The 12,218-nt window shown below is 66.7% G+C and carries 12 protein-coding genes and 1 pseudogene; 1 reads left to right on the forward strand and 12 read right to left on the reverse strand.

Translation table 11 applies throughout. The features are described 5' to 3' along the window. Positions 1–54: 54 nt before the first annotated feature. The 8 genes and pseudogenes from WKF39_RS07095 to WKF39_RS07130 all read right to left on the reverse strand — a co-directional run. Positions 55–285 (reverse strand): annotated as a pseudogene (locus WKF39_RS07095) (4Fe-4S binding protein); the annotation flags it as partial. A gap of 122 nt (positions 286–407) precedes the next feature. After that, positions 408–1,376, reverse strand: a complete 969-nt coding sequence (locus tag WKF39_RS07100) for a complex I subunit 1 family protein (RefSeq protein WP_340386787.1) — start codon at positions 1,374–1,376, stop codon at positions 408–410. Beyond that, entirely contained in the window at positions 1,369–1,899 is a 531-nt protein-coding gene (locus WKF39_RS07105; protein WP_340386789.1) for an NADH-quinone oxidoreductase subunit C, read from the reverse strand. The genes WKF39_RS07100 and WKF39_RS07105 overlap by 8 nt, the downstream gene beginning before the upstream one ends. After that, the gene (locus WKF39_RS07110) at positions 1,896–2,489 is read right to left on the reverse strand and encodes an NADH-quinone oxidoreductase subunit B family protein (protein ID WP_340386791.1); all 594 of its coding nucleotides are present in this window, start codon (positions 2,487–2,489) and stop codon (positions 1,896–1,898) included. The genes WKF39_RS07105 and WKF39_RS07110 overlap by 4 nt, the downstream gene beginning before the upstream one ends. After that, complete coding sequence (gene ndhC / locus WKF39_RS07115; protein WP_340386793.1) at positions 2,477–2,845, reverse strand: NADH-quinone oxidoreductase subunit A; 369 nt, start codon at positions 2,843–2,845, stop codon at positions 2,477–2,479. Before ndhC ends, WKF39_RS07110 begins: the two co-directional genes overlap by 13 nt. A gap of 79 nt (positions 2,846–2,924) precedes the next feature. Next, positions 2,925–3,632, reverse strand: coding sequence for a TIGR02206 family membrane protein (locus tag WKF39_RS07120; RefSeq protein ID WP_340386795.1), 708 nt, complete (start codon positions 3,630–3,632; stop codon positions 2,925–2,927). Positions 3,633–3,670: 38 nt separating this feature from the next. Then, entirely contained in the window at positions 3,671–4,510 is an 840-nt protein-coding gene (locus WKF39_RS07125) for an SDR family oxidoreductase (RefSeq protein WP_340386797.1), read from the reverse strand. Between the two features lie 45 nt (positions 4,511–4,555). Further along, complete coding sequence (locus WKF39_RS07130; RefSeq protein ID WP_340386799.1) at positions 4,556–5,143, reverse strand: class I SAM-dependent methyltransferase; 588 nt, start codon at positions 5,141–5,143, stop codon at positions 4,556–4,558. Between the two features lie 107 nt (positions 5,144–5,250). Here WKF39_RS07130 and rarD point away from each other — a divergent pair, with 107 nt between their 5' ends. After that, positions 5,251–6,150, forward strand: a complete 900-nt coding sequence (rarD, locus tag WKF39_RS07135; RefSeq protein WP_340386801.1) for an EamA family transporter RarD — start codon at positions 5,251–5,253, stop codon at positions 6,148–6,150. Between the two features lie 10 nt (positions 6,151–6,160). Here rarD and WKF39_RS07140 read toward each other — a convergent pair whose 3' ends face one another. From WKF39_RS07140 to nuoL, 4 genes are read right to left on the reverse strand one after another with little or no spacing between them, the layout of a single operon-like run. After that, positions 6,161–7,150: a polyprenyl synthetase family protein gene (locus tag WKF39_RS07140; protein WP_340386803.1), complete on the reverse strand. Its 990-nt coding sequence runs from the start codon at positions 7,148–7,150 to the stop codon at positions 6,161–6,163. 22 nt (positions 7,151–7,172) lie between these two features. Next, complete coding sequence (nuoN, locus tag WKF39_RS07145) at positions 7,173–8,795, reverse strand: NADH-quinone oxidoreductase subunit NuoN (protein ID WP_340386805.1); 1,623 nt, start codon at positions 8,793–8,795, stop codon at positions 7,173–7,175. Next, positions 8,792–10,339 carry an NADH-quinone oxidoreductase subunit M gene (locus WKF39_RS07150; RefSeq protein ID WP_340386807.1) on the reverse strand — a complete coding sequence of 516 codons (1,548 nt, stop codon included), beginning with the start codon at positions 10,337–10,339 and terminating at the stop codon, positions 8,792–8,794. Before WKF39_RS07150 ends, nuoN begins: the two co-directional genes overlap by 4 nt. Next, positions 10,336–12,213 (reverse strand): NADH-quinone oxidoreductase subunit L, encoded by a 1,878-nt coding sequence (nuoL, locus tag WKF39_RS07155; protein ID WP_340386809.1) that lies wholly within the window; start codon positions 12,211–12,213, stop codon positions 10,336–10,338. Before nuoL ends, WKF39_RS07150 begins: the two co-directional genes overlap by 4 nt. Between the last annotated feature and the right edge of the window lie 5 nt (positions 12,214–12,218).

The following is a 12,218-nucleotide window of genomic DNA, read 5'->3' on the forward strand; positions in this document are numbered from 1 at the left end:
CAACCGGTTCATGTCGTGGGTCAGGTCGACGATGTCGCCCTCGGCATACGCGAACTCCGGCGACCAGTGCAGGGCATCGAAGGGGCAGACCTCGATGCAGATGCTGCAGTACATGCAGATCGAGTAGTCGATGTCGAAGGTGTCGAGGACGTTCTGACTGCGATCGCGGCCGCCCTCAGTCGTGGCCGGGATCGTCTCCTTGTGCGAGTCGATCGTGATGCACCACGACGGGCACTCCCGAGCGCACAGCATGCACGACGTGCAGTTCTCCTCCTGCAGCGCGATGACCCCGCGACTGCGTGGAGGCAGATCGGGCTGCACGTCGGGATAGCGGGCCGTGACGGATCGTCGAGTCAGGTTGCGCCACGTCACCGCCAGACCCTGGAGCAGGCCCTTGCCGTAGAAGCTCATGCGACCACCAGCACTGTCGTCAGCGTGATCTGGGCGAGCGCGATCGGGACGAGGACCTTCCACGCGAGCGAGTTGACCTGATCTTCGCGGAGCCGGGGGTATGCCACGCGGGCCCAGATGACGAGGAACGAGACCAGCACGATCTTGAGCAGTGTCCAGATCCAGCCGATCTGGTCGGACCACGGTCCGGCCCAGCCGCCGAGGAAAAGGATCGTCGTCAGCGCGGCGAGCACGACGATGCCGGCATATTCGGCGAGCAGGAACATCGCGAAGCGCATCCCGCCGTATTCGGTGAGTGGACCCATCACGAGCTCGGCATCGGCCAGTGGGGCGTCGAAGGGCGGCCGCTGCAGCTCGGCGAGGCCCGCGACGAAGAACACGACCAGGCCCGGCAGCTGGGCGATCAGCCACCACGGCTCCCACGCATCCGCGATGCGGATCAGCGAGAGCGTGCCGGCCGCCATCGCGACGCTGGCTGCCGCGAGCACCATCGGCAGCTCGTAGGACATGAGCTGCGCTGCGACCCGCATGCCGCCGATGTATGAGTACTTGTTGCCGCTGCCGAGGCCACCCATCAGCGTGCCGAGCACCCCGACACTCATCGCGGCGAGGACGAAGAACAGTCCGAGGTCCAGATCCTGCCCGATCAGGTTGGCCTGCCCGAAGAACGGCCCGAGTGGGATCGCGAGCATCGCGACAAGGTAGGGGACCAGGGCGACGGCGGGCGCGAGCTCGAAGACCCTGCGGTCGGCTGCGGCCGGGGTGATGCTCTCCTTCTGGACGAACTTGACGCCGTCGGCAACGAGCTGCGCCCAGCCGTGGAAGCCGCCCGCCGACATCGGCCCCACTCGGCTCTGCATGTGCGCCATGGCCTTGTGCTCCATCTGGCCGACCAGCAACGGGAGCGTCATGAATGCGCCGAGCACGACCAGGCATCGCAGGACGGCCTCGAGGAGCTCACTCATCGGGGGCCTCGGCCTGGGGACCCCAGTCTCCGGGGTCGGGCACACCCGGTGGTTTGATGCGTCGCCGCCCGGGTGAGTGGGAGGAGCCCGCGTCACCCTCGCCAGGCTCCTTGGCGCCGGGCCAGGGCTTGGCGACGCGCGATGCGAGCACGAACTCCTTGCGGAGCGGATGCCCCTCGAACCCATCGGGCAGCAGCAACGGGTCCAGTGCGAGACCAAAGTCGATGCCGAACATCTCGTGGGTCTCCCGCTCGTGCCAGCCCGCCCCGGCGTAGACATCGGCGATCGACGCCACCGCCGCCACGTCGCGGTCGATGTATGTCGCGAGCAGGAGGTGGTCGAGCGTGGGAGCCAACCGGGCGACGTGCAGCACGAGCCGGAAGCCCTCCGGGTGCTCGTCGACGGCTGAGAGCCAGTCGAAGTAGGTGTATCCGCCGGCCTTCAGCCCCGCGACGGCGGCGTGCCACTCGGCAGCCTCGACGACGCGATGGGGCGGGCCGAAGCCGTTGTCGTTGAGCGTCACGCGGTGACCTCAGGTGGCGGGATGCGCGGACTCAACAGGGAGGTCGCCGGGCGCTTGTAGCGATCCGCGAGATTCTCTCCGGCGATCTTGTCCTGCAGCGTGACGATGCCGTTGAGCAACGCCTCAGGGCGTGGTGGACACCCCGGCACGTAGACGTCGACGGGGATGATCTGGTCGACGCCCTTCGTGACGGAGTAGGAGTCCCAGTAGGGGCCACCGGAGTTGGCGCAGGAGCCGAAGCTGATGACGTACTTGGGCTCGGGCATCTGGTCGTAGAGCCGCTTGATGGCCGGCGCCATCTTGTCGGTGACCGTCCCGGACACGACCATCAGGTCGGCCTGACGCGGCCCCGGCGCGAACGGGATGACGCCGAGCCGGATGAAGTCGTGCCGAGACATCGACGTCGCGATGAACTCGATCGCGCAGCAGGCCAGTCCGAAGTTGAAGACCCAGAGGGAGTACTTGCGACCCCAGTTGAGCAGGTAGCGAGCCGCCTTGGGCGCGTGCTCGGAGCCGGGCCCGAGTGTCGGCGCGGCCACAGTGGGCATCGGGAGGTCGACGCGGCCCCCGCCCGCACCTACGACGTCCACGACAGCACCCCCTTGCGCCAGGCGTAGACCAGCCCGACGACCAGGATGCCGATGAAGATGGCCATCTCGACGGCTGCGGCACGGCCGATGTCCTCCAGCACGACTGCCCAGGGAAACAGGAACACCGCGTCGACCGCGAAGATCACGTAGAGGAAGGCGTAGACGTAGTAGCGGACCGTCGACTGGGTCCAGCCCTGGCCGACGGGGTCGACACCCGACTCGTACGTCAGCTGCTTCTCGCGCGAGGCAACTTGCGGACGCATGAGGCGGTTGGCCCCGAGCATCGCCGCAGCCAGCAGGATGCCGACCACGATGATGACGCCCACCGCCGTGTAGTCGTCGAGATAGGCGCCCATGGAGACACTCTAGGGAACTTCGTGTGCCGGTAGTCACGCGCATCACGTCGATGCCGCGCCAGCAGCTGGTGCCGGCGGGTCAGACGGTAGCCGGCTCGCGCGACCGGTTGCGACACCACGGCCAGGTCAGCATCGCCCACACCGTGACCACGATCGCAATCTCGAGGACGACGAACAGAGGCCAGGGGCCGAGGTAGTCAAGCAGCGAGGAGCTCTTGGGGAGCCGGTTGAGGTATCCGTAGTTGGTGCCGGCCACGACGTTGAACACGTAGGCACTGATCGCCCAGCCGAGAGTGATCGCGACGGTCTGGCGATAGGTGTGCCAGGTCGGCAGGATCCGCAGGCCCAGCACGAGGAAGAACGACGCCCAGACGATCAGGACGTGCATCCCCCAGAACATCAGGAAGCGCGGCTCGGGGAAGTCGGAGGCGAGATCCGGTGTCAGCATCCCCTGGGTCGTCAGCGTGATGCCCCACAGGTAGGTGATCGTCGAGGCGAGGCGGCTGCGGGTCCACAAGGCAAACACCGCGAACATCCACGCGAGGTCGCACAGCTGGAACGGCAGCGAGGTCTGCAGGTTCCACTCCCCGGGGACGAGCTGCAGGATCTGCAACGGCACCGTGATCGCGAGGATCGCGACCGCGAACGTGCGCCTGACCGGCCGCTCGGCGGGAGTCCCCCGCAGCCGTCGCCCCGCCACGACGACCACGGCAACCCCGATCGCGAAGATCAGCAGGACCGTCAGGTGTGACGGCCCGTACGACTCGAAACGCGCAGCGGCGACCATGCGCCGACGCTAGCCGAATTCGGCCCTCCGTGGGCGGATCAGCTGCCGCCTTGGGCGAGGAGGGACACGTGGTTCCACTTCTCCCAGGTCTCGAGGCGACTGGCGTAGTCAGCCTTGGCGATGTCGAGCGGCGCGGCGCCGAAGAAGACACGCAGCGGCGGCTCGTCCGCGTCGACGACCTCGAGGAGCGCGGCGGCCGAGGCGGCCGGGTCCCCCGGGGTGGCGTTGCGGGAGGCACGCCACGACTGGGTCTTCTCGCGCAGATCCGCATAGGCCGGGAGCTCCTCGGAGTGCGAGGCCGAGTCGCCACTCCAGTCGGTGGTGAACCCACCCGGCTCCACCAGGGTGACGTGGATGCCGAAGTCCGCGACTTCCTGTGCGAGCGACTGTGAGAAGCCCTCGAGGGCCCACTTCGATGCGTGGTAGAGCCCGACAATCGGAAACGCCGAGATCCCACCGATTGAGGACACCTGGATGATGTGGCCCGACCCCTGCTCGCGCAGGAACGGCAGCGCGGCCTGGGTCACCCACAGCGCACCGAAGAGGTTCGTCTCGATCTGCGCCCGCGCCTCGTCCTCGCTGACCTCCTCGATGAAGCCGAAGTGTCCATAGCCCGCGTTGTTGACGACTACATCGAGCCGCCCGAAGTGCTCGTGCGCCGCAGCGACGGCTGCGAAGTCGGCTTCACGGTCGTTGACGTCAAGCGCGATCGGAAAGATCGCGTCGCCGTATGTCTCGACGAGGTCGTCGAGCGAGTCGGTGTTGCGCGCCGTGGCGGCGACGTGGTCGCCGCGCTTCAGAGCCGCTTCGGCCCATTCGCGGCCGAATCCGCGGGATGTGCCGGTGATGAACCAGGTCTTGCCGGTGAAATCAGTCATGCTTCGACGGTATGACCTGGAGCGCACTCCAGCGCAACTCGAACGCTATGCCACCCGCAGGAAGGTCACCGCGAAGTCGGCATCCGCACCGAAGGGCACGAGGTCCCAGGTCGCGAACGGCTGCTCGAGCACGAGGCCCGCCGCGGCGACGTCGCGATCGAACGCCGCCAGCGTGTAGTCACGATCGAGGGCGAAGCCGACCACGATCCGCCCATCCGTACGCACGTGGGCACGCAGCCGCTCGAGGACTCGCCGCTCCGACCCTGCTGCGAGGAACACCATGACGTTGCCGGCCACGACGGCGAGGTCGAACGGCTCACCGCCGAGGTCGAGCTCACTCAGGTCTGCCACGACCCACGACGGACCGGGGTGGTCCTCGACCGCTGCCGCGATCAGCACAGGATCCGCATCCACACCGACCACGACGTGTCCGCGCTCGTGCAGCACGGCACCCAGCCGGCCCGGGCCACAACCCGCGTCGAGGATGCGCGACGCCGGGGCGACCAGCGCGTCAACCAGTCGCGCCTCTCCCCCGAGGTCGGCCCCCTCAGCAGCCATCGCGCGGAACCGGCGGACATACCACTGCGAGTGCCCGTCCTTGGTCTCGGTGAACCAGCGTGGATTGTCGTTCATACCCTCATGGTGCCGGGACGGCCAGGTCCCGGCGAAATCCTGCCAATCTTCGGTCCCGGCCACAGGCTCGGCAGATCGACGCGGAACCCCCGGCGTAGTCTCATCTGGTGAACGACTCCAGGAGCGGTGTAGCCCTCGGAGCCAGTGCCTATGTCTGCTGGGGCTTCTTCCCGCTCTACTGGCCGTTGTTGGAGCCCGCCGGCTCGTTGGAGATCCTCGCGCACCGGGTGATCTGGTCGCTCCTGTTCGTCCTCGTGCTGATCTCGATCACCCGGCGATGGGGCAAGTTCGGCAGCATCGCCCGCGACCGGTCAATGATGCTGATCCTGGCCGCGGCGTCGATCGTGATCGCACTCAACTGGGGTGGCTTCATCTACGGCGTGACCAATGGTCACGTCATCGAGACATCTCTCGGCTACTTCATCAACCCGCTCGTGACGGTGCTGCTCGGCGTCTTCGTGCTCAAGGAGACGTTGCGGCCTGCGCAATGGATTGCCGTCGGGATCGGTGCCCTTGCAGTGGTCGTCCTCACGGTCGACTACGGGCGCCTGCCCTGGGTCGCGCTGCTCGTCGCGTTCTCGTTCGCGACCTACGGATTCCTCAAGAAGAAGGCCAACCTCGGCGCATTCGAGGGCCTCGGCATGGAGACCCTGATCCTGGCCCCCGTCGCGCTGGTCTTCCTCGCGGCGCTCCAGCTGCGCGGCGATCTGAGCTTTGGCCACGAGGGCTCCGCGAACGTCTTGCTGCTGATCGGCACGGGCGTCGTGACCGCGATCCCGCTCCTGCTGTTCGGCGCGGCCGCGACCCGGTTGTCGCTGACGACGATCGGCCTGCTGCAGTACCTCGGCCCGATCCTGCAGTTCATCTTCGGGCTCACGATCTTCGACGAGCAGATGAGCACCGCGCGGTGGGTCGGATTCGTGCTCGTATGGCTGGCGCTGGCGATCTTCACGGCAGACGCGCTCACCAGCCGGCGGCGCGTGCGGACCGAGCCCGTCCCGATCTGAGCCGCGCGCCTCAGCCCAGACGGGTGGCGACGGTGTCGCAGAGCGCCTGCAGCGCCTCGCGCGCCGGTTGCTCGGGCAGCTTGGCGAGCAGCGCGTTGGCGGCGTCGGCCTCGGCCTGCACGTAGGAGCGGGCCTCCGTCATCGCTGGGTGCACCCGCAGCAGCCCGAGCGCTTCATCGAGCTCGGCGTCGTCGGTGAGCGGCCTGCCCAGCAATGACCGCAGTCGCTCGCTCTCGGGATCGGTCGAACGCAGCGCGATCAGGGTGGGCAGGGTCGGTACGCCCTCGCGCAGGTCCGTGCCTGGCGTCTTGCCCGAGTCGCCGGTCTCGCTCGCGACGTCGATGATGTCGTCGCTCAGCTGGAAGGCCGCGCCGATCCGCTCGCCGAACTCGGTCAGCGTCTCCTGCACGTCGAGCGGCACACCGGCCATCTTGGCCCCGAACCGGGCGGCCGTGGCGATCAGGGAACCGGTCTTGTCGGCGACCACCGAGAGATAGTGCGCCAGGGCGTCGTCGCCGGCGTCAGGCCCCAGGGTCTCGCGGATCTGCCCCCGGACCAGCCTGGAGAACGTACGGGCCTGGATGCGCACGGCTTCGGGGCCGAGGTCGGACACCAGGTCCGAGGCCTGCGCGAAGAGGTAGTCGCCGACGAGGATCGCGATCGAGTTGTCCCAGCGCGCGTTGGCACTGGGCGCACCCCGTCGCTTGTCCGCCTCATCCATGACGTCGTCGTGATAGAGCGTTGCGAGGTGGGTCAGCTCGACGACGACGGCCGAGCGGACGACGTCGGGATGTTCCGCCTCACCGAACTCCGCGCTGAGCATCACCAGGAGCGGGCGGAAGCGCTTGCCTCCCGCACTCAGCAGGTGGGCAGCCGCCTCGGCGACGAACTTCTCCGGGCTGTCGACGGCCGCGGCGAGCTGCACCTCGACCTGTTCGACCCCCGCCCGGACGCGCGTCTCCAGGGCCGGGTCGGTGAACGATACGCCCAGACTGGACACGCAGCACTCCTCAGGAATCCGATCAGCGAACGAACGCGCCCGCATGCTGCGCAAGATCCAGCACCGGTCCCGGAATGATACCGAGTCCCAACGTGGTCACCACAGCGACAGCGATCACCACGGTAGTCAGGACGCTCGGCACCGCGACGGTCGGCCCGTCACCCACCGGGTTGGTGAAGAACATCAGCACGATGACGCGGACGTAGAAGTAGGCCGCAAGGGCGCTCACCAGGACACCGATCACGACGAGCCACCAGAAACCGCCCGAGTATGCCGCGCTGAAGACGGTCCACTTGCCGATGAAACCACCCGTCAGCGGGATGCCGGCAAATGACAGCATGAACAGCGCGAAGGAGCCCGCGAGGAGCGGGGACTTCTTGCCCAGCCCGGCCCACTTGGACAGGTGCGTCGTCTCACCGCCTGAGTCGCGCACGAGGGTCACGATCGCGAACGCGCCGATCGAGGAGACACCGTAGACCGTCAGGTAGAACAGGATGCTCGAGACCGAGGTGATCCGCGAGGAGTCACCCGTGCCGATGTATGCCCCGACGAAGCCGACCAGCAGGAATCCCGCGTGCGCGATCGACGAGTACGCGAGCATGCGCTTGACGTCGGTCTGCGAGATCGAGACGACGGCGCCGAGGAACATCGTGATGACCGCGATCGCGACGATCGCCGGCCGCCAGTCCCACGACGAACCGCCGAATCCGACGAAGAACACCCGCAGCAGGGCCACGAAGGCCGCGGCCTTGGTGCCGGCTGCCATGAATGCGGTGACCGGTGTCGGCGCGCCCTGATAGACGTCGGGCGTCCAGGTGTGGAAGGGCACGGCGCCGACCTTGAACAGCAGACCGACCGCCATCAAGGCGATCGCTGCCAGCAGCATGTTCTCGCCGTCCGTGCGGTTGCTGACCGCCGCATCGATGTCCGACAGCTTGAAGCTGCCAGCGAAGCCGTATGTCAGCGCGACCCCATAGAGGAAGAACACCGACGAGAATGCGCCCAGCAGGAAGTACTTGAGCGCGGCCTCCTGGCTCAGGAGCCGGCGACGGCGAGCGAGTCCGCACAGCAGGTAGAGCGGCAGGCTCAGGACCTCGAGGGCGACGAACATCGTCAGCAGGTCGTTGGAGGTCGCGAACAGCATCATTCCCGCCAGTGCGAACAGCGCGAGCGGGAAGACCTCGGTGTGCTCGACCCGGAGCTTGATCGCCTCGGTCTCGGCGGCCGAGCCCGGAGCATCTGCGGCCCGACCCGTGAACGCGCTGAGCCCGCCCTCGAGCCGCCGCTCGGCGAACATCAGCATGCTCATGAGCCCGAAGATCATCAAGATGCCCCACGTGAAGACTCCGGGCCCGTCGATCGCCAGCGCGCCCTCGGCCGCGACCTGACCACGCGCAAGCCGCGAGCCTTCGACGGCCTTGAGGTCCTGGAAGACCCAGATCGTGTCGCCGAGCGCCACGACGATGCTGACGACGGCGAGGACCACCTGGGCGAGGAAGCGGGTGCCGCGCGGCCAGAATGCCTCGACGATCACTCCGAGCACGGCAGCCCCGGCGATGATGAACAGCGGCGCCAGCAGGGCGTACTCGATGTCCGGCGCGGAGATCTGTGGCAGGTCGTCCACGGTTGCGAAGCCGGCGATCATTCGTGGCCTCCTTCCGACGAGGCCGAGTCATCGATCTGCACAGGTGTCCTCGGTGCAGGATCACCTTGGCCGACATTGCTGACGACCTCGTCGATCGCCGGGTTGATGACGTTGAGCAGCGGCTGCGGGAAGAAGCCCAGCCCGACGATCAGGATGATCGCGGGCGTCAGCGACGCCATCTCTCGGTGATCGAGATCGTGCACGCCTTCGTTGCCCTCCTTGAGCGGACCGGTCATGACGCGTTGGTACATGATCAGGATGTAGAGCGCAGCCAGGACGATGCCAAGGGTCGCTGCGGCCGCAGCAGGTATCGACCGGGTGAACGTGCCGGCGAGCACCAGGAACTCCGAGATGAAGGGCGCAAGTCCTGGCAGTGACAGGCTCGACAGGCCGGCAACCAGCAGGACGCCGGACATGATCGGGGCGATCTTCTGCACCCCGCCGAAGTCGGAGATCCGCGCCGAACCGCGACGGGCGATCATCATGCCCGTGACGAGGAACAGCGCGGCGGTCGACAGCCCGTGGTTGAACATGTAGAGCGTCGAACCGGCCAGTGAGGTCGTCGTGAACGCGAAGATGCCGAGGATGATGAAGCCGAAGTGCGACACCGAGGTGAACGCGATGAGCCTGCGGATGTCATCTTGGCCGATCGCGAGCAGCGCGCCATACAGGATGCTGATGACCGCGAGCACGATCACGACAGGGGTGGCCCAGTCGGAGGCTCCCGGGAAGACCCCGAGGCACCACCGGATCATGCCGAACGTGCCGATCTTGTCGATCACGCTGACCATCAGGACCGAGGTGCCCGGGGTCGCCTGACCCGCGGCATCCGGCAGCCACGTGTGCAGCGGGAACAGCGGAGCCTTGATCGCGAATGCCGCCATGAAACCGAGGAACAGCAAGCGCTCGGTGGTGGTGCTGAAGTCGAGGTTCTCCAGGTCGCTCAGCAGGAACGACGCATCACCCTGACGGGAGCTGACGACATACAGGCCGATGATCGAGGCCAGCATCAGCAGTCCACCGACGAGGTTGTAGATCAGGAACTTGACCGCGGCGTAGGACCGGTTGGGTCCACCGAACGACCCGATCAGGAAGTAGAGCGGGATCAGCGTCGCCTCGAACAAGACGTAGAACAAGAACACATCGGTCGCGGCGAAGGCGCCGATCGCGAGGCCCTCGACCGCCAGCATCCAGGCGAAGTAGGCGTTGGTGCTCTTGGGATCGGGCAGCCGGTCTCCGAAGGCCGCAAGGATCACGATCGGGGTGAGGATCGTGGTCAGCAGGATCAAGGTGATGCCGATGCCGTTGACCCCGAGCGAGTAGTAGGCGCCGAAGACCTTGATCCACTCGTGCTGCTCGGTCAGCTGATAGCCGCCGGCCTCCTGGTCGAACTTCGCCATCACGACGAGCGACAGGGCGAGGGTGATCAGCGAGACGCCGAGGGCGACATACTTCGCCCGGTGATGCGGTGCGGACTCACGCGGCAGGAGCGCGAGGATCAGCGCTCCCACGATCGGAGTCGTGGCGAGGATCGAGAGGATCATGCGAGGGTCACCGCCAGGAGAACGAGGACGAGGACGGCAACGCCGCCGAACATCGTGAGTGCATAGGAACGGACATAGCCGGTCTGCGGCTTGCGCAGGAATTGCGAGGTCTCACCGAGCCGGTCGGCCAGACCGGTCACGAACCCATCGACGCCCTTGCCGTCGAACCACACCAGGAAGCGGGTGAGGTGTCGCGTCGGGCGTACGGCGACGGCGTCATTGAGCTCATTGCCGAACAGCTCATGGCGCCCGGCGCGGGTGAAGAACGAGACCGAGTTGTCGGAGGGGCTCTCGGCCGCGACCGGCCGCCTCCCGTAGAGCAGGAAGCCGAGGGCCACTCCGGTGGCAGCGACCAGCGTGATGATGCCGGTCAGTGCGATCGCCGGGATGGCGAGCTCGTGGTGCTCGGCGTGGCCGACCACCGGCTCGAGCCACTCGGTGATCCAGTCGCCCAGGAGCAGGAGGCCGCCGAGCAGCGAGAGCGCGGCGAGCGCGATGAGCGGATAGGTCATGACTCGCGGTGACTCGTGCGGATGGACCTCGTCCTTCCAACGCTTGCCGGTGATGAACGTCATCATCATGAGCCGGGTCATGTAGAACGCCGTGACGCCGGCGCCGAGGAGAGCGCCCATACCGATCCAGAAGTTCTCACCGAACGCGGTCTCGATGATCTTGTCCTTGGAGAAGAAGCCAGAAGTGAGCGGGAAGCCGATGATCGCGAGATAGCCGAGGCCGAACGTGGCGAAGGTGATCGGCATGGCCTTGCGCAACGCACCGTAGTGGCGCATGTCGACGTCATCATTCATGCCGTGCATGACCGAGCCGGCGCCAAGGAACATGTTGGCCTTGAAGAATCCGTGCGTGATGAGGTGGAAGATCGCGAAGGCATATCCGGCCGGGCCGAGGCCCGCGGCCAGCATCATGTAACCGATCTGGCTCATCGTGGATCCGGCCAGCGCCTTCTTGATGTCGTCCTTGGCGCAACCGATCCAGGCACCGGCGAGCAGCGTGACCAGCCCGACCACGATGACCGCGGTACGAGCGACCTCGGAGGCATCGAAGATGCCGTTGGAACGGACGACGAGATAGACGCCCGCTGTGACCATCGTCGCGGCGTGAATCAGGGCCGAGACCGGGGTCGGACCCTCCATCGCATCCAGGAGCCAGCTCTGCAGCGGCACCTGGGCGGACTTGCCGCACGCGCCCAGGAGCAGGAGCAGGCCGAGGGCCGTTGCGACCGAGCCTGATGCGCCCGTGATCGCCCCGTTGACCGCCGAGATCGACGAGGTGCCGAACTCGGCGAACATCAACATGATGCCGATCGCCATGCCGAGGTCGCCGACCCGGTTGACGACGAACGCCTTCTTGGCCGCCGCCGAAGCCGAGTCCTTGTGCTGCCAGAACCCGATCAGCAGGTAGGACGCCAGGCCGACACCCTCCCAGCCGAGAAACAGCACGAGATAGTCCGAGGCGAGCACGAGCGTCAGCATCGCGGCGATGAAGATGTTGAGGAATGCGAAGAACCGGCGACGGCGCTCGTCGAGCTCCATGTAGCCGATCGAGTAGATGTGGATCAGCGTGCCGACACCCGTGATGAGCAGCACGAACAGTCCCGACAGCTGATCGAAGGTGAATCCCATGTCGACGTGGAAGGAGCCGGCGTCGATCCAGGTGAACAGGTTGGTCGACTGGGAGCGGTCTTCGGCGTCCTTGCCCAGCAGCGCGACGAACAGCACGACACCGAAGACGAATGACGCCGCGGAGGCGGCCGTTCCGATCAGGTGGCCGAAGCGGTCACCCTCCTTGCCCCAGACGAGCAGGCCGGCGCCGCTGGCCAGTGGAATGGCGATGAGCAGCCATTGGAGATCAAACACCGTGG

The organism is Aeromicrobium sp. (assembly GCF_037719875.1).
GTDB lineage: Bacteria > Actinomycetota > Actinomycetes > Propionibacteriales > Nocardioidaceae > Aeromicrobium.